Annotated in this window: 12 protein-coding genes and 1 pseudogene; 7 read left to right on the top strand and 6 right to left on the bottom strand. The window is 30.6% G+C overall.

Annotated features, from left to right (window positions below):
• Positions 1-496 precede the first annotated feature (496 nt).
• The gene (gene alaS, locus CF66_RS03365; RefSeq protein WP_034411654.1) at positions 497-3082 is read right to left on the bottom strand and encodes an alanine--tRNA ligase; all 2586 of its coding nucleotides are present in this window, start codon (positions 3080-3082) and stop codon (positions 497-499) included.
• A gap of 247 nt (positions 3083-3329) precedes the next feature.
• On the opposite strand from alaS, the gene xthA reads away from it, so the two are divergent.
• The 4 genes from xthA (at position 3330) to rrtA (ending at position 9371) form a co-directional block, all read left to right on the top strand.
• A complete protein-coding gene (gene xthA, locus CF66_RS03360) occupies positions 3330-4151 on the top strand; it encodes an exodeoxyribonuclease III (protein WP_016504084.1) in 822 nt (273 codons plus the stop codon).
• Between the two features lie 150 nt (positions 4152-4301).
• Positions 4302-8234 carry an ATP-dependent RNA helicase HrpA gene (hrpA, locus tag CF66_RS03355; RefSeq protein WP_016504083.1) on the top strand — a complete coding sequence of 1311 codons (3933 nt, stop codon included), beginning with the start codon at positions 4302-4304 and terminating at the stop codon, positions 8232-8234.
• Between the two features lie 15 nt (positions 8235-8249).
• Complete coding sequence (locus CF66_RS03350) at positions 8250-8756, top strand: outer membrane beta-barrel protein (protein WP_016504082.1); 507 nt, start codon at positions 8250-8252, stop codon at positions 8754-8756.
• A gap of 75 nt (positions 8757-8831) precedes the next feature.
• Positions 8832-9371 carry a rhombosortase gene (gene rrtA, locus CF66_RS03345; RefSeq protein WP_241761348.1) on the top strand — a complete coding sequence of 180 codons (540 nt, stop codon included), beginning with the start codon at positions 8832-8834 and terminating at the stop codon, positions 9369-9371.
• 25 nt (positions 9372-9396) lie between these two features.
• On the opposite strand, the gene sohB is transcribed toward rrtA, so the two are convergent.
• Positions 9397-10458 carry a protease SohB gene (gene sohB, locus CF66_RS03340; protein ID WP_016504080.1) on the bottom strand — a complete coding sequence of 354 codons (1062 nt, stop codon included), beginning with the start codon at positions 10456-10458 and terminating at the stop codon, positions 9397-9399.
• Positions 10459-10552: 94 nt separating this feature from the next.
• Between sohB and CF66_RS03335 the strand changes: the two genes are divergently transcribed.
• A complete protein-coding gene (locus CF66_RS03335; protein WP_051348150.1) occupies positions 10553-11323 on the top strand; it encodes a YciK family oxidoreductase in 771 nt (256 codons plus the stop codon).
• A gap of 14 nt (positions 11324-11337) precedes the next feature.
• Here CF66_RS03335 and panC read toward each other — a convergent pair whose 3' ends face one another.
• The 4 genes and pseudogenes from panC to acnB all read right to left on the bottom strand — a co-directional run bounded on the left by panC (position 11338) and on the right by acnB (position 16768).
• Positions 11338-12192: a pantoate--beta-alanine ligase gene (panC, locus tag CF66_RS03330; RefSeq protein ID WP_016504078.1), complete on the bottom strand. Its 855-nt coding sequence runs from the start codon at positions 12190-12192 to the stop codon at positions 11338-11340.
• A gap of 99 nt (positions 12193-12291) precedes the next feature.
• The gene (gene folK / locus CF66_RS03325; protein WP_016504077.1) at positions 12292-12789 is read right to left on the bottom strand and encodes a 2-amino-4-hydroxy-6-hydroxymethyldihydropteridine diphosphokinase; all 498 of its coding nucleotides are present in this window, start codon (positions 12787-12789) and stop codon (positions 12292-12294) included.
• Between the two features lie 75 nt (positions 12790-12864).
• Positions 12865-14127 (bottom strand): annotated as a pseudogene (gene pcnB / locus CF66_RS03320) (polynucleotide adenylyltransferase PcnB); the annotation flags it as partial.
• Positions 14128-14170: 43 nt separating this feature from the next.
• Positions 14171-16768 carry a bifunctional aconitate hydratase 2/2-methylisocitrate dehydratase gene (gene acnB / locus CF66_RS03315; protein ID WP_034411656.1) on the bottom strand — a complete coding sequence of 866 codons (2598 nt, stop codon included), beginning with the start codon at positions 16766-16768 and terminating at the stop codon, positions 14171-14173.
• A 318-nt stretch (positions 16769-17086) separates the two neighbouring features.
• Here acnB and CF66_RS03310 point away from each other — a divergent pair, with 318 nt between their 5' ends.
• Entirely contained in the window at positions 17087-18211 is a 1125-nt protein-coding gene (locus CF66_RS03310; protein WP_034411650.1) for a 4-phosphoerythronate dehydrogenase, read from the top strand.
• A 597-nt stretch (positions 18212-18808) separates the two neighbouring features.
• Positions 18809-19935 (top strand): FimV/HubP family polar landmark protein (locus CF66_RS03305; RefSeq protein ID WP_034411648.1); only part of this gene is annotated, 1127 nt, incomplete at its 3' end.

The following is a 19935-nucleotide window of genomic DNA, read 5'->3' as shown; positions in this document are numbered from 1 at the left end:
TATACTAAAAAAAAAAAAATATTTTAAGTTAGGGTTTTATCCTAAAAAAAATCTAATAAATATTATTTTTAGATTTTAAAACTTTAAAACATGGATTTTACAGTAATATATATTATTATTGAATCTATAAAATAGAAGTTTATAGTTATTCAGTTTTTTGTGAACAAGATCTGGTTTTTTTAAAAAAAATGCTTAGTTTCGTGAGTTAAGACAATGTAATAATTGAGTTAATTAAAATTTTTGGTGAATACATACATAGATTTCATATGTAATATGCGTAGTATAATTTCTTAGATTTAAAGTTGTTTTTAAAAAATCAATCGTATTACTTTTTTTTATTTTAACTTGAGCTTACTCATTTTATAAATTAATAACAATAAGAATAAAATCATTACGTTTAAAATGAGCATAATTTAGAGTTTTATAACTACTGAGTTATAAATCACAATTGTTTATTTTTAGGCCTATTATATGCAATATAGAGATATTTTAAAGGCTATAGTTTTGTTTCTAACCATATTTGTATAGTTCGTAAAACTTTTGGTAAGGCTAGTATATCAGTTCCTCCTCCTCCCTGAGCCATATTAGAATTTCCTCCTCCTTTACCTCCTACTTTTTTGACGACTATATTAATTAGCTCATTAGCTGTAATTTTCGAAGTTATATCTTCTGTAACACTGGAAATAAATATAATATTTTTACTCGTTATATTTGCTAGAAGAATAATACTACTTCCAATCTTATTTTTAACATTATTAACTACATATTTTAAATTTGTACTATCTATATCTTCAAGTGTTGCAATTAGCACCTTAACACCAAAAATTTCTTTTACTTCTCTGATTAAATTATCAGTTATCATTGCAGCTATTTTAGATTGTAGTCGTTGTATTTCTTTTTCAAGATTTTTTGTTTTATTTATGCTTTTGCTAATTTTATTTTTAAGTGCCATATATTGGTGTTCAGTAGTATTTAAGGCTTCTTCGCCTGTTACTGCTTCAATACGACGAATGCCTGACGAAATACCACTTTCAGAAATAATTTTAAATAATCCAATATCACCTGTATTCTTTGTATGAATTCCACCACATAATTCAATTGAAAAATTTCCCATAGATAGTACACGGACTTTTTTATTATATTTTTCATGAAATAAAGCTATGGCACCCTTATGTTTAGCGGTTTCAATATCCATAATATTTGTTTTAATTAGATGATTAGCACGTATTTGTATGTTTATTGTTCGTTCAATTTCTTTTAATTGAGAATAAGTTAATGCTTTAGGGTAAGAAAAATCAAAACGTAGATTGTTTGGTTTTATTAATGAGCCTTTTTGAACAACATTATTACCCAATACCATTCGTAGCGTAGCATGCAATAAATGTGTTGCTGAATGGTTTAAAGCAATTGTATTTCTTCGTTGAACATTTATTTTTGTTTTTACTTTATCATGTTTATTCAATGTACCATTACATAAAGTTCCGTGATGTATAATAATATCTCCCTGTTTTTTTGTATCTTTTACATCAAACATGCCAGATGTGCTTTCTAATATACCTGAATCACCGCATTGACCGCCTGACTCTGCATAAAATGGAGTTTTTTCTAGAATAATAATTGCTTCATCTTTAGTAGATAGTACCTCAATTTCTTTATCTCCTAAAAATATAGCAACTATTGAGGTATTACTATATGTTGTTTCATAGCCGCAAAATGTCGTTTTGACATAAGATTTAATATTGTTGTTATAAGGAGTTTGAAACATGGATGCTTTCCTAGCACGTTTTCGTTGTTCTTTCATTGCTTTTTCAAAACCTTCTTTATCAATATTAACTTGGCGTTCTTTTGCAATATCTTCTGTTAAATCAATCGGGAACCCATAAGTATCATAAAGTTTAAATACTGTTTCTCCTTCCAGTATATGTCCATTAATATTATTTAATGTTCTATTTAGAATACTCATTCCACGTTCCAAGGTATGAGTAAAGTTTTCTTCTTCCGATCGTAGTGTTTTTTCAACAATAATACGTTGTTTTTTTAGATTAGTAGTCATTCCACTCATTACATTTGATAATGTAAGCACTAACTTATAAAGAAATGGAGTTGCTACACCTAATTTATTACCATGACAAGCTGCACGACGAATAATTCTTCTTAGAAGGTAACCGCGTCCTTCATTTGATGGGATTACTCCATCAAGAATTAGGAATGAAGCAGAACGAATATGATCAGAAATAACGCGTAATGAATAATTAGATAAATCATTACATTTTAATATCTTAGCAGTAGATTTAATCAGTGTTTGAAAAATATCAATTTCGTAATTCGATTGGACTCCTTGCATAATAGCAGAAATGCGTTCAATTCCCATACCAGTATCAACAGAAGGTTTAGGTAGTGATTGCATAGTTCCATTTTTACAACGATTAAATTGCATAAAGACATTATTCCAGATCTCAACAAAACGGTCTCCATTCTGTTCAGGTGTGCCAGGAAAACCACCTGAAACATTTGGGCCATGATCGTAAAAAATTTCAGTGCAAGGACCACAAGGACCAGTATCTCCCATTTGCCAGAAATTATCTGATTCATATAGGGTGTTAGTTTTTTTGTCACCAATTCGAATAATACAATTTTCAGGTATGCCTATTTTTTTATTCCATATGTCAAATGTTTCATGATCTATTGCGTAGGTAGTAACAAGTAATCGATTTTTAGGAAGTTTTAAAATTTTTGTTAAAAATTCCCATGCATAAGAAATTGCTTCTTCCTTGAAATAGTCTCCAAAGCTAAAATTTCCTAACATTTCAAAAAAAGTATGATGACGAGCTGTAAATCCTACATTTTCTAGATCGTTATGTTTACCTCCAGCACGTACGCAACGTTGAGCTGTCGTTGCTCTTGTATATGGAGATATTTCTAGACCTAAGAAATAATTTTTAAATTGATTCATACCTGCATTAGTAAATAATAAAGTTGAGTCATTATCTGGAACTAATGAGGAACTATCTATAATTTTATGTCCTTTTTTTTCAAAGAATTTAAGGAAGGTTTTACGAACTTCATCAGTGCTCATGTACATGTTGTTTCCCATTAAATAGTTCGATAAAATTTCTTATATTGTATATCTAAGTTGGTTTTAGATTCTACTAAGATGATGTTGATGTTAAAAAATTTCCAAATTGTTTTGGATTTATTTTACCCAAAAAATGAATATTTATTTAACTTTACTACTGGTTGTAAAAAATATTTCTAATTTAAATAATACAGACATATTAAATTTATTGTGCATCTATATATTAAAAATTTTAATTAAGGGATTAAATATGATGAAAATTGTCAGCTTTAATATCAATGGATTGAGAGCTAGATTTCATGAGCTGCAAGCGATTATTGATAAACATCAACCAGATATTATTGGACTGCAGGAAATTAAAGTAGATAATCAAGCCTTTCCTAAAAATGATATTGAATCCATGGGATATACAGTTTGTTTTCATGGGCAAAAAGGTCATTATGGTGTTGCTACTTTATCTAAAAGTCAACCCATATCAGTTCGGAAAGGATTTCCTACTGATAGTAAAGAACATCAAAAACGCATGATTATAGCAACCTTTAAAAATTCTAAAAATAGGGAAATAACCATTTTAAATGGTTATTTCCCTCAGGGAGATAATATCGCAAACATAATTAAATATTCTTATAAACGTAAGTTTTTTGAAGATTTGATGAGCTACTTGAATGTTTATCATAACAATGAAGAATCCTTGATTATTTTAGGAGATATTAATATCAGTTATATGGATGTTGATATTGGTATTGGTGAAAAAAATCGTAAACGTTGGTTAAAGACTGGTAAATGTTCATTTCAACCAGAAGAACGAGAGTGGTTCAAAACAGTTTTAAATTGGGGATTCGAGGATACATTTCGTAAATTATACCCTGAAGAGACAGGCAAATATTCTTGGTTTGATTATCGCTCTCATGGTTTTGATGAAAATAGAGGATTACGCATAGATGCAATTTTAGCTACTTCTTCATTAGCGATAAAATGTATTGATTCTGGAATTGATTATGAGATTAGGGGTATTAATAAGCCATCTGATCATGCACCGATTTGGTCCACGTTTCAGTTAGAAAATCTTACTTAGATATTTATTACTTTATTCTGAATGGGAGCTTAGCCAGTGTAATTGAGTGTAATAATAACATACTAAATTAGAGTTAGGTTAATTCCAGTGTTTAACATGTTATTTCTGTTATTGATAACTATATTTTAAATCTATTTATTTCTAAAGAAGATGGTAGGGAAAGTGCTAGATATAGATGCAAAAGGTTTATTACGCAATGTATTGTCTCAGTGTATGCTATGTGATCGGCTTGATTTAATTAACCGTATTAGTGATGCAAGCAAAATCAGACAAAAGACATTACGTAATAAAGTATTAAATAAAATAGCTCTTGATATTTCTCTGTCAAATATTAAAGCTGAACGAAGAACTGGAATAAATTTAACGATAAATTACCCAGCAATATTACCAGTTAGTCAAAAAAAAAATGATATTGCAAAAGCAATTAAATCAAATCAGGTGGTTATTATCTCAGGTGAACCTGGTTCTGGTAAAACGACCCAATTGCCTAAAATCTTTCTAGAATTAGGTTATGGGAAATTTGGTTCAATTGCTCATACTCAACCACGTCGTATAGCAGCTCAATCAGTAGCAAAGCGAATTTCAGAAGAAATGGGAACTAAACTTGGTGAAGCTGTTGGTTATAAAGTTCGATTTAGCGAAAAAATTTCTCAATATACTTTAGTTAAATTAATGACGGATGGTATGTTTTTAGCTGAAATTCAACATGATCGGTTTTTAAATCAATATGATGCTGTGATCATTGATGAAGCACATGAACGAAGTTTAAATATTGATTTTATTCTTGGTTATTTAAAAAAACTGATCCTAACCCGTTCTGAATTAAGAATAATTGTCACCTCAGCAACTATTGATGTAGAGCGATTTTCTGCGTATTTTAGTAATGCGCCAATTATTGAAGTATCAGGTTCAACTTATCCTGTAGAAATAGAGTATCGTCCACTTTGTACTAATAATAACGTCGAAAATAAACAACTGGAATCAATTTGTGAAATTGTAGAGGAGATTTGTAATAGTCAAAAGAAAGGCGATATCCTTATTTTTCTAAGTGGTGAACGTGAAATTCATGATACTGCTAATGCGCTTGCTCGGCGTAATTTAGATAACATTAAGATTTTATCTTTATATGCACGTTTATCTATAAATGAACAAAGTAATGTTTTTCGATTATATCAATGTCGTCGCATTGTATTAGCTACTAATATTGCCGAAACATCTTTAACTGTACCAGGGATCAAGTACGTAATTGATCCAGGTACAGCGCGGGTAAGACGCTATAGTTATCGCAGAAAAATTCATCGTCTACATGTTGAATTAATATCTCAGTCTAGTGCAAATCAGCGAAAAGGTCGTTGCGGGCGTATTGAAAATGGAATTTGCATTCGTTTGTATTCTGAGGAAAATTTTAAGTTACGTTCAAAGTTTAATACTCCTGAAATTTTACGTAGTAGTTTAGCATCGGTTATTCTCCGCATGGTCGCATTAGATCTTGGAAATATTCAAGAATTTCCATTTATTGAACTTCCAGATAAGCGGAATATTCGAGATGGTATTCAATTACTTGAAGAGCTTGGTGCAATTAAATCGAAAAACAGTTCTAATAAATGGAATAATAGTAATGTAGAAATACTTCTTACTTCAGTCGGTCATCAATTACTCAAGTTGCCAATCGAACTGCGTTTAGCTCGTATAATGTTAGAGGCTGCAAAGAATGCATGTTTAAAAGAAGTAATGATTATTGTCTCTGCATTATCCACTCAAGATCCCCGTGAATATCCTTTAGATCAAAAAAAATTATCTGAAGTTAAGCATAGTCGATTCCTTCATAAGGATTCCGATTTTTTAGTTTTTATAAATTTGTGGAAGTACATTCAGAAGCAAAAAAAATTATTAACTAACACTCAATTTCGTCAGCAATGTAAACAAAACTTTATTAATTATTCTCTTGTTCAAGAGTGGCAAAATATATACTTAAAACTTCAGCAGATTATGATTAAGTTAAATTTCAAACTAAATGATGAAGTAAGTAGTTATTCTAATATACATCGTTCTATTTTGGTTGGATTTTTATCATATATTGGTATTAGGGATAGAAGTAAAAATGAATATCAAGGTGTTAGAAAAATAAGATTTTCTATTTTTCCAGCATCTTCCATATTTAAGAGACAACCTAAATGGGTTGTCTCTGCTGAATTGTTTGAAACATCAAAACTTTGGGGACGTATAGTTGCTAAAATTCAGCCTAAATGGATTATAGAAATTGCAAAACATCTAGTTAGGCGTAGTTATAGTGAACCGTATTGGTCAAAAGAAGGCGAAGTTGCTATGGCCTATGAGAAAGTAGTGCTTTATGGGTTAACAATTCTATCTAGAAATCCAGTTGATTATAGTGCTATAGATTTATCGTTGAGTCGTGAGATTTTTTTACGTAATGCACTTGTAGATGGTAATTGGAAAGCTGAGCATACATTCTTAAAACAAAATTTGAAACTTCGACAAGAAATAGAAGCGCTTGAACATAAATTACGTCGTCGTGATATTTTACTTAGTGATGCACAGTTATTTAAATTTTATGATCAACGAGTAGCAAAAGAAGTTGTTTCTGGTCGTCACTTTAGTGATTGGTGGAAAAAAACAATTAAAAATAATAGTGAGTTACTCCAGTTTAAAAAGCAAATGTTGTTTAGAAATGATAGAAGCGACTTTATTGCTTCTGATTATCCTAATGTTTGGCATCAAAATGATTTAAGTTTTAAATTAAGTTATAAATTTAATCCGGGTGAAGATGATGATGGTATTACGGTAAATATACCGCTATTTATTCTTAATCAAGTCAAATCAGAAGGTTTTGATTGGCAAATTCCAGGTTTTAGGCGCGAGCTAATATCAAGCTTAATTAAAACACTACCTAAGCATTTACGTCAAAATCTTTTTCCAATATCAAACTATATCGATGACTTTTTAGTTCGAGTAATACCAGGGCAGCATACAATACTTGAAGCTTTAGAAAGAGATTTAAAATGTATCGGTATTCAGGTATCACATCACGATTGGAATTTTAAAAAAATACCAGAATATTTGAAAATAAAATTTTGCGTTTTAGATGATAAAAACATCAGATTAAAAGTAAGTAAAGATCTTTGTAATTTAAAAGAAAATTTAACAGGAGAAATTCAAAACCTTTTATCTAAGGTGTTTATGAATAATTTTCAGAAAAAAAAACTTTATACTTGGAATTTTAATACATTTCCAACAGTTTTTCAAAAAAAGCATTCAGATTTTATAGTGAAAGCCTATCCTGCATTGGTAGATAACCAAGATAGTGTTGAAATTAGGTTATTTGAAACACAAAAAAAACAGTCTTTAGTAATGAAATCTGGTCAACTTCGTTTGATTTTACTAACTTTATCTACTTTACTTAAAAAGCATAGCGTGAATCTACCGAATAAATTTAAATTAGGTATATACTTTAGATCTTATGGAGAGGTTTTTTATATTGTTGATGATTGTATCAATTGTACAATTAATAAACTGGTTGAAGAAAAGGGTGGTTTAGTTTGGAATGCTTTAGATTTCCAATCAATTATCAATTACATTAGAATTAAGTCAAGCGATACATTTATTTTTATTGCTGAGCAAGCTGAAAGCATTCTTGGATGTGTTTTTAGTATTAATGAAACATTGAAAAAAGATTCTAACTTTATTAATTCACTCGCTTTTTTAGATATTAAAAATCAATTAGATGGTTTAATCTTCAATGGTTTTTTAACAAAACATGGTTGGCGTAAGTTACCTGATATCTTACGTTATGTTCAAGCAATTAAAGTCCGAATAGAAAAATTAAAAATTAATCCAGAAAAGGACAATTTTTACATGAGTAAGCTAGAACTACTTACTAAGGAACATAAAAAAACATTAAACAGTATATCGAGTAGTATAGATATTTCCGATAACCTTAAAAAAGTACGCTGGATGCTCGAAGAATTACGTGTCAGTTATTTCGCGCAACATCTAGGAACAGCTTCCTCAGTATCAGAGAAAAAAGTTAGGAAAGCAATAGATTTATATTTAAAATTTAAGTAGATATTCGAGGTATTTATGAAAAAAATATTAGCATTAACATTAACATCGGCAGTTCTATCTACATCATCAGCTTTTGCAGATTCTTGGATTTATGGAGGAATTGGAGTTGGTCAAGCTTTTGTTGAAGATCGCAATGCAAACACACTTCATCTTTCTCAGAAAGGTCCAATATATGAGGCCTATGTTGGTACTGGAATTCTTCCTTTTTTTGGGGTAGAAGGGGGTTATATTCAACATGGTAAAGTTACCTTAATAAATAATGTTAAAGAAAAAATCTATTCGACGTATGTAGCGCTTAGACCAAGTCTAAATTTTGGCCCTGTACAAGTGTTTGCAAAGGGCGGTCTTCATTCTTGGAAACAAGGAGATTCTATGTCTCGTGATTTAATGTATGGTATTGGAGTAGAGTATCGTGTTAGAGAAACTCCTATTTCATTTGGTTGTCAATACATGGAATATACATTTGGCAAGAATACTATTATGAGTAATCTAGCACTAACTACGTCTTTTAACATTTTTTAATGGTTTACATTTAATATTTTTGTGCACAAAAGTTCTTCTTTTTTTCTATTATTTTTTGGTATTTTATGTTTAGGATTGCAATTTGAGTCATTACACTCTGTTTTTATTTGGAATCGCTCTCATATTTTCTTTGGCCAATGGTGGAGGATTTTAACCGGACATTTTATTCATAGCAACTATTTTCATCTAGGGATGAACCTGCTTGGTTTATTGGTAATCCATAGACTCTTTAAAGAAGAATTTAGTTCATTATTTGTTAGTTCATTATTTGTTTTAGTATTTCTAATGTCCATAGCCATTGGCATTTGTTTGATTTTTTTTACTAGTATGACTACCTATTTTGGTCTTTCTGGTCTTTTGCATGGATTATTTGGATATTTTTCGTTAAAAAAAACTTTTAGGAATTGTTTGGAGGGATTGTTTTTAGTTTCTTTTTCAGTTATTAAAGGAATTTTAGAGTATATTTATGGTGCTTCTGAATTAATTAGTCGGATTATTGGTGCTCATATAGCTGTTGAAGCGCACCTTTTAGGTTTGAGTTTAGGCTTGATTTTTTCTTCAATTGAATTTTTTGCTAAAAACAAGCACCTATCCATATCCAAAGAAAAAGAATGAAATGAGGTGCTTAAACTTAAATTAATTATATCATAGGGTTTTGTTTTCGGTTTATTAATTGAGTTAAGACACTATTCACTAGTTTTCCTGTTATATTAGCAAGCTTATCTGTAAACCTTTTTTTCTTCGTAAACTGTATTAGTAATACAGTTTTATTTTTGCAAGCATTAGTTACTAAATCATCAGATGTTTGTATTTCATCAACTAAGCCTAACTCTTTTGCTTGTATTCCAAACCAATGTTCTCCAGTAGCCACTTTTTCTAAATCTAATTCAGGGCGATTCTTATGGATAAATTTTTTAAATAGAACGTGCATTTCTTCTAGTTCTTCTTTAAGTTTTTTACGTGCTTTTTCATTATTTTTCCCAAACATTGTTAGTGTACGTTTATATTCACCAGCAGTTAATTCTTCAAATTCAATATTATGCTTTTTGAGAAGTTTATTAAAATTTGGTAATTGAGCAATTACACCAATAGAACCTACAATAGAAAATGGTGCTGAAACAATTTTATCTGCAATGCAAGCCATCATATAACCGCCGCTTGCTGCCACTTTATCTACTGAGATTGTTAAAGGTAGACCAAAAGATTTAATTCGATTTAGTTGAGAAGATGCTAAACCGTATCCTGGTATAGTTCCTCCATTAGTTTCTAATTTCAGTAATACTTCGTCACCTTTTTGTGCTACAGCTAAAATAGCTGTTACTTCTTCTCGTAACGAATCAACTTCCTTAGCATCAATACTCCCATTAAAATCAAGTACAAATAAATGAGCTTCATGTTTTAAATCAAAACACCTTTCTTTAGTATTTTGTTTTATTTTTTTCTTAAGTAATTTAGCTTGTTCTTTTTCTTTTTGCTTATTTACTTTATTTCGAGTTTTTATAAATATTTCATCATGAAGATGGGATTCTAGTTGCTCGATAGTTTGTTTATATTGTTCGGTTAGGTCAGTAATTTCTAATTCCCCTTTCATTATATTTTTTTTGTTATTCATTCCCTTAATTATAAGCAAAATAGTAAAAATTATGACAGCGATAGTTATGATTTTAGTTAAGAATAAGCTATAGTTTAATAGAAATTCCAATGTTTTATCCTCAATTTTGGCTAGTTGAATCGTATTGTAACCGCCTTAATACGTAAACTTAAAGTAAAACCTAAAAATAATTTAAATGTTAATAATGAATTACTCTATATCTGTAAATGCACTTAAAGATAAAGTAATTTTGGTTACTGGTGCTGGTGATGGAATTGGTAAACAGGCTGCTCTTAGTTTTGCAAAACATGGAGCTTCTGTCATTTTGCTTGGTCGCACTCTTACAAAATTAAAAAAAACTTATAATGAAATAAAGTTGTTAGGCAAGACCAGAATTATACTGTTTCCATTAGATATGAAAGAAGCATCTAAACAGAATTATCTTGATATAATTAAAATAACTAAGAAAAAATTTGGTCGTTTAGATGGTCTTCTAAATAATGCAAGTGTGCTTGGAAAATTAGGGCCATTTTTAGACATAACCGAAAATATTTATGATGAGGTTATGAAAATCAATGTTAAATCTCAATTATTACTGACACAAGCGGCTTTACCTTTGCTTTATAAATCTACCGATGCAAGTATTATTTTTACATCTTCAAGTGTAGGTTGTAAGGGACGTGCCTTTTGGGGTTCCTATTCAATATCAAAATTTGCTACAGAAGGTATGATGCAAATTTTAGCAGATGAATTAAGTAATACTACAATCCGCGTAAATGCAATAAATCCTGGTAGAATTCGTACTAAAATGCGTGCAAAAGCATTTCCTTTAGAAGATCCTGAATTATTAAAAAAACCAAAGAATATTATGTCATTATACTTATATTTAATGTCCAATCAAAGTAAACAAATAAATGGACAATGTATTGAAGCCCAATCAAATAAGCATTTCTTCAATATGATTCAGGAATCATAGTTACTTTATAAAGTCTAGTTCAATAAATTAACTATTTGATTGTCAATTAATCGGATTCTCCCTAAAAAAGCAGACATTAATATTACAGCTTTAGTAGTCTGCTTTGTTATTGTTTGAAATGTGGTTGCATCACAGATGAAAATTTCAGTTGGTTTCAAACCATTTGCTTGTAATTTAGTGTTCGCATTTTTAATTATAGAATGATAGTCGTTACGACCATTACGTATAAGAGTAGCAATCCAGCGCATTGTATTAGCTAACACTGGTGCACATTGAGTTTGGGTTTCAGTAAGTAAACAATTGCGTGAACTTATTGCTAAACCATTTGCTTCGCGCACTGTTGGTATGCTAATAATTCTAATATCCATAGAAAGGTCAGTAGTCATTTTTTGAATAATTGCTAATTGTTGAAAGTCTTTTTGTCCAAAGCAAGCAATATCGGGTTGAACAATGTTAAATAATTTGTTTACAACGGTAGTAACACCAAGAAAATGACCAGGACGTAAAGCACCTTCCAATATATCACTTATACCAGGTACTTTTACAAAGGTGTGTTTATCTATTCCAGATGGATAAATAGTATGTAATGTTGGGGTAAATACTAGATTAACTTTTTCACTATTAAGTTTCTTTAAATCATCTTCTAATGTACGAGGGTAATTCTTAAAATCATCTGTTCGTTCGAATTGCATAGGATTGACAAAAATGCTAACAATAACTATATCTGCATGCTTGCGACCATTTCGGATAAGTTCAAAGTGAGCTCGATGTATATTCCCCATTGTAGGCACTAATGCGATGCTACGATTTTGATATTTTAATTGTTTGATAACCTTGCGAAATTTGTAGATATCTGTATACACTTCCATATTTTTAGTATCCGTATTATTAATTTTTTTAAGAATTGAACAGTATAAAATATAAGGATAAGTCGTCAGAAAAAGTAATTTTTTAAATAGGATTTATTATTATATTTTTATAATTGATAAATATTTGAGTCGTGTTGAATCGAGGTTTTTCAGTAAACTCTTTAGCTTAATTCCATCAGGGAGTTGTAGGTTTGGTGCTATTTCTATAATTGGATAAAGGACAAATTCACGTTCTTTCATTCCATAATGTGGAATGGTTAAGTGTTTAGAATTAATTACATCATTCCCAAAAAGAATGATATCTAAATCAAGTGTTCTTGGTTGCCAACGTTCCATATTTTTACGAACACGTCCATAATGTTGTTCAATTTTTTTTGTACAATCTAATAGTTCAAATGGTGTTAATTTAGTATCTATAGCAATAGCAGCATTAACGTAATTTGGTTGATTATTACTCCCCATTGGACTACTATTATATAGCATAGATGCGTTTAGAAATTTTGATTTTGGTAGGTTTTTTAATGTTTCTATAGCATTATTTACTTGATTTATTGGTTTAGAAAGATTACTACCTATAGAAATATATGCAATAGACATTGTTTCTCCTTTAACCTTTGAAAAGTTATTCACTGATGTGTAGAATTTGATATATAATTCTCAAAAATGAGAAATCATACTTTCCTGAATATTACTACCAGCATTTTGGAATATTAACCACCACTTAGATAGTTCTTCTATTTCTTTTCCCTCAATAACACCACGCATTTCCAAAAAATCGAAGCTAGCCCGGAATTTGTTTAATTCCATTAAACGAAACGCCTGGTTACCACGCCGCCTAGGTAGACAAAGTTGTAATTGCCAGATTTCACGAATTGTTTCTGTATGGCGTCGAGGAATAGCGATGGTTTTTGCTTGTTCATGTAAAATCACATTACCTGCTTCTATTATCGCATCATAATAAGCTAATTTATTTTTTTTTGCCAATTCATCAGCAAGAATATTAAGAGGATACCACAATATAGCAACAAACATAAAAGCAGGATTTATACGTTTCCCAGCTTCAATACGAAGGTCAGTAGAGTTGAGAACTAAACTAAGCATTTTTTCTGTATAGGAAGAATAATCTTTAGTAAAATAGCTAGATGTTATTGGAAATAATTGTTGAAATAAATTATATTGACGCATTAAGTGATACGTTTTTAACCCATATCCAGACTGAAGAAGTTTTAATGATTCTTCATATAAACGAGCTGCAGGAACTTCTTTGAGTAAATAACTTAGCTCTTGTATCGGTTGTGCAGTATCTTTTTCAATATGAAAGTTTAGTTTTACTGAAAAACGAATAGCACGCAAAATACGAACAGGATCTTCACGATAACGGATTTTAGGGTTACCAATTAAACGAATTACCTTATTTTTCAGATCTGAAATACCACCAAAATAATCATGAATGCTATAATCCTTGATATTATAATACATAGCATTAATAGTGAAATCACGGCGTTCTACATCTTCATGGATTTTTCCATAGACATTATCTCGCAATAATATTCCTTTTTTTGATTGCATAGATATATTTTTTTTTAAGTTCTTATGATGTCCTCGAAAAGTAGCTACTTCGATAATCTCTCGACCAAATATAATATGAGCTAAACGAAAACGTCGACCAATTAAACGACAATTTTTAAAAAGATGTTTGACCTGTTCAGGAGTTGCATTAGTAGTAATATCAAAGTCCTTTGGTTTTTTTTTAAGTAATAAATCTCGTACACTACCACCAACGAGATATACTTCAAAACCTGCATTTAGAAGGCGTTGTAATACTTTTAATGCATTGCGGTTAATTTCTTTTTGAGAAATATTATGATTTGTATGCGTAATGATTTTTAGTGTAAATACAGGGTGATTATTTTGTTTATAGTGCTTTTTAGTCATATATCTGGTAATTTTTGGAAATTATTTGAATTAAACATAGTAATTAGATTTTTTCTTGAAAAATAATTTTATCAGATTTGTTTTTATAAGTTCTCATTCTGTGAAAATTTAAGTAACGATAAGTATCAGATGCAGTTGCATCAATTTGGTTCATATATTTTTGATATTCTTTCTTAGTTGGAATGTATCCAAGAATTGCTGAAATGGCTGCAAGTTCAGCAGAGGCTAAGTATACGTTCGCACCTTTTCCAAGACGGTTTGGAAAGTTCCGTGTTGAAGTAGACACCACTGTTGCATTATCAGCTACACGGGCTTGATTTCCCATACATAATGAACATCCTGGAGTTTCTATTCTCGCACCAGAGTGGCCAAAAATTCCATAATAACCCTCTTCTATTAATTGATCTCTATCCATCTTTGTTGGTGGTGCAACCCATAAGCGGGTATTTAACTGGGCATTAAATTTTTCTAGTAATTTCCCTGCTGCACGAAAATGTCCAATATTAGTCATGCAAGAACCAATAAATACTTCATTAATTTTTATGCCTTGAACATCAGATAACAGTCGAGCATCGTCAGGGTCATTTGGTACACAAAGAATAGGCTCATAAATCTCAGATAAATTGATTTCAATGGTATATGCATACTGAGCATTATTATCAGCAGTCATCAGTTTTGGTTTATCCAACCATTTTTGCATTGCAATAGCACGACGTTCTAAGGTACGACGATCAGCATAATTTTCTGAGATCATCCATTTTATCATTACTATATTAGAATGTAGATACTCCTGAACAGATTTTCGAGATAATTGAATTGTACAACCTGCACATGAACGCTCAGCAGAAGCATCAGAAAGCTCAAACGCTTGTTCAACAGATAAATGCTCCAGACCTTCTATCTCCAATATACGTCCAGAAAATTGATTAATTTTTCCTGTTTTTGTTACAGTGAGAAGTCCTTCTTTAATAGCATAGTATGGAATAGAATGTACTAAATCACGTAATGTAATTCCTGGTTGCATTTCCCCTTGAAAACGTACTCTAATAGATTCAGGCATATCAAGTGGCATTACACCAGTTGCAGCTGCAAATGCAACCAAACCTGAACCGGCAGGAAAAGAAATTCCTAGTGGAAAACGAGTATGTGAATCACCCCCTGTACCTACAGTATCAGGTAAAAGCATTCGATTTAACCAAGAATGAATCACTCCATCTCCTGGGCGCAAAGAAACACCAGCACGATTCATAATAAAATCTGGTAATGTATGATGTGTTTCTAAGTCTACTGGTTTTGGATAAGCTGAAGTATGACAAAAAGACTGCATAACAAGGTCTGAAGAAAAACCGAGACAAGCAAGATCTTTTAATTCATCACGAGTCATAGGGCCGGTAGTATCTTGAGAACCTACTGTTGTCATTTTAGGTTCACAGTAAGTGCCTGGATAAATACCATCTACATTACATGCTTTTCCAACTATTTTTTGAGCAAGGGTATAACCTTTTCTTATATTTTCTGACTTGACAGGATAATGAAATATTTCTGAAGCTTTCATTCTAAGGGCTTGACGTGCTTTATTAGTTAAACTACGACCAATAATTAATGGGATGCGTCCTCCCGCACGTACCTCATCAATGAGTGTATCTGTTTTTAGATGAAAATTTGTTAGTAATCTATTACTAATATGGTCATAGATTTTACCTTCAAATGGATAAATATCAATTATATCACCCATGTTTAGTTTATTCACATCAAGTTCAATTGGCAATGCACCAGAGTCTTTCATTGTATTAAAAAATATTGGTGCTATTTTTCCAGCAAATACATAACCTCCTGAACGCTTATTCGGTATATTTGGAATATCATTTCCCATAAACCACAATATTGAGTTAGTTGCAGATTTACGTGATGAACCAGTACCGACAACATCACCTACATAAACTAGTTGATAACCTTTTTTTTTTAATAAGTTAATTTGTTTAATAGGACCAATAACACCTTCTTGATCTGGTTTAATTCCTTCACGGCTATTTTTTAGCATAGATAATGCATGAAGAGGTATATCAGGACGCGACCAAGCATCTTGAGCTGGTGATAAATCATCAGTATTTGTTTCTCCTGATACCTTAAATATAGTGAGGGTAACTTTTTTTTGTAATTTAGGTTTGGATAGGAACCATTCTGCATTAGCCCAAGAGTGTAAAATTTTCTGTGCAAATTTGTTTCCTGATTTTGCTTTTTCTTCTATGTCATAGAAAGCATCAAATATAAGTATCGTTTGAGATAATTCTTTAGCAGCAATAGGTGCTAGAGTATTATGTTCTAACAAACTAATTAATGGCTGAATATTATAACCACCTTGCATTGTGCCTAGAAGCTTAGCTGCTTTTGATTTGCTTATAATTGGAGAACTAACTTCACCTTTTATGATAGCTGAAAGAAAGGCAGCTTTAACATAGGCAGCTTCATCTACACCTGGAGGAACTCTATTTTCTAATAAATCAAGAATGAATTCCTCTTCACCATGAGGGGGATTTTTTAATAGTGTAATGAGTGCATCAACTTGTTTGGCATCTAAAGGTTTAGGTACTATTCCTTGTTTAGCACGAGACTCAACATGTTTTCGATAGGTTTTGAGTATAAGTGTATTTCTCATTGCACTTTCTCCCTTATAGTTAAAACTGATAAATTAGATATTTTGAAATAAATTTGTTTTTTATATATCCTCTTCTAGTTTGATGCTAGCAACAATTGACAAGAAAGAAAACTAAGAGATAAAGCATAGCAAACTAAACTTAATAACTCACCAAAGAAATAATTATAAACAAAAAATATTCGTTAATCTAATTAGTTACGATGATAAGTTGACCTTGTAGATTTTGTTATTTTTTCGATATTGTTGCAATTACTTCCTATGTGATATGATTTTAATTAAAGAATATCAAGTAAAAAAGATATTATGAAAATCCTCATTGATGAAGGAATGCCTTATGCTAGACAATTATTTAGTCAGTTAGGTGAAGTGATTTTAAAACCGGGAAGAAGCTTAACTGCAGAGGACCTGGTGGATATTGATGCATTAATGATTCGTTCTATTACTAAAGTTGATAAAGTATTGCTAAAAAAAATCAATAAATTAAAGTTTATTGGAACTGCAACTTCAGGTGTAGATCATGTAGATCAACAGTTACTTAAGGAGAAAGGAATATTTTTTACTGCTGCATTTGGTTGTAATAAAGTAGGTGTTGCAGAGTATGTTTTTAATCTTTTAATGTTTTTATCGCAACAGTATGGTTTTTCTATTTTTGATAAGACAATAGGTATTGTTGGTGCAGGTCGAATTGGTTCGTATTTGGCTCATTCATTAGATAGCATTGCTGTTAAGATTTTGATGAATGATCCAATAAAACAAGAACAAGGTGATCAACGTAGATTAGTTATGCTTGAAGAGCTTTTAGAACGCTCTGATATAATCACGCTGCATATACCAATAACTGTAGGTGGAAAATATCCAACATATCATTTGATTAATGATGTAATACTTAGTAAATTTCGTAGTGATCAAATATTGATTAATACAGCAAGAGGAGCAATTATTGATAATTCTGCTTTAAAAAAAAGACTACTAAGAAAAGATGGTTTTATTGCTGCGCTTGATGTTTTTGAGTTTGAACCATATATTGATGAGCAATTATTGTCTTTATTGGCATTTGCTACTCCTCATATTGCTGGTTATACTCTAGAAGGAAGTGCTCGAGGTACTAGCATGATTTTTAATAGATTTGCTAAGTTTCTTGATAGAAATTTTCATGTAGAATCTCATGAGTTATTATCAGGTTCTCCTATATCAAGGATTCGATTGAATACTTCTTGGAACGAAATAATATTGCATAATTTAACTCAGTTTGTTTGTAATATGCATCAAGCTGATCTATTATTCCGTAGAGAGTTTTGTAGAACAGTTTCATTTGATGAGATGCGTAAGAAATATTTAGATAGGCGGGAGTATAGTTCAGTTAGTATAACCGGTAGTATTGGATGTAATTTGCAACCATTAGCTGATTTGGGCTTCCGAGTTAAGTAAATTTAATATCAGAATGAGAGTTTAAATTTAGTTTTAGTACTTTTGTTAAGAATTTTTTATTTAGTTTTTTTTAAGCAAATAAAGGCAATCTTTTTCTAAAAAAAGATATATTTAGAATTTAGAAATAGTTTAAGGTTTTTCAAAAAATCGAAACAAATAAGTTATATTTAAATGCATGATGAGTAGTGGTTTTTCTTCATCATGTTTCTCAAATGCAATATTCCTTTTCTTTATTCCATGAATATACATAAGAGTCTTTGGTTAGTTTCATTAATGCGTAATAAATTGTCTTATATGTGAGTATAATCATCTTTAATATAAAACTGTTTATTTTAGAGCTTTCAGTTTTTATAATCGTGGTAAGTTTTAGCATGTTAGAATATATCCATTTATAACGGTTTAACTGGTTATAATTATCCTTGGAGATATAATAGTAATGAATGCCACTCAAATAGTTGAAACTAATAGTAATTCTTCGACTTTTTTAAACTCTAAATCTAAACTCGTAAGTTCTTTTGTGAATTTCATAATCTTGTATTTTTAATACGAGAATCTCATTTCATTTTTTTATTAAGCAAATGGTTTTTGGACTTACATATGTGTCAACTTTTAAAGCATGTTCTATTGCTCTTAGCTTTCATAGATATCATCTATATCTCCACAGTTCATTCGAAGAGCATCAATATTACAGGTCCTGACAATGAAGCAGAATCTTATTCTCATTCGAGTGCCAGTTTCAGTCAATCTATATTTTATGGTCCAACGACTGAATTAGATACTTTATGGAGCATAGCAACTAAAGTTCGTCCTTCTTCTAATGTAACTATTCAACAAACTGTATTGGCTCTTTACCAGCTAAACCCTGATATGTTTGAAAATAGAAATATTCATAAGTTACGCTTTGGTAGTACTATTCGAATCCCTTCATTAGAACAAATTCGTGATGTGTCAAATCAAGAAGCAACTAGAATTATCGCATTGCATAAAGAAATACATAAAAATTATGTTAAGTCATTAAGAATCACACCTAAAATTAATAGTACTATAAAAGATATACCTCGCGATATTGTATTCAATAATGCTGAAGAAAAGAAAGTAGATATTCCTTATGAGGAAGAAGAAAAAAGGGAGGTTAAAGAAAAGATACCAATTAATCTTTTTCAATTACAAGGTAGCTTTTTGTCCTTAGAGGAAAAGAATCATCAGATGGGTTTGATAGTAAGCGACCTTCAAGATGAAATAAATCTACTAAAGCACGAGTTGAGTGAAAAATTAGAAACATTATTGCATGAAAAATATAACAATTTTATTGAAAGTGGGGGAAAATCAAAGTTATCCCTCTATGAATTATTTCCTAATATTTGGTTTTTAGTAGCTTTGGCTACTATTCCTGGATTATCCATTGGGTTAATAACAATTGCATTTATAAATCGTAATTTGAAGAAGAAAAAGGAAATATCAGAAGAACAATATATAGGGAATATAAGCAAAGATAGTTCGATAGATGATAATATGAATGATGAACAGTTGGAGGTAAGGAAAATTTCTAATAAATCTAAAGAAGAAAACAATTTTAAAAATGCAGAAGAATCAAAGCTGGAATTAGAAGAAGAACCAAAGATAAATCCAGAAGAAGAATCAAATCTAGAATTAGAAGAAGAACCAAAGATAAATCCAGAAGAAGAATCAAAGCTAGAATTAGAAGAAGAACCAAAGATAAATCC

The sequence above is a fragment of the Candidatus Photodesmus anomalopis genome, from assembly GCF_000731785.2.
GTDB lineage: Bacteria > Pseudomonadota > Gammaproteobacteria > Enterobacterales > Vibrionaceae > Vibrio > Vibrio anomalopis.
This window is presented reverse-complemented; position numbering and strand designations above follow the sequence as displayed.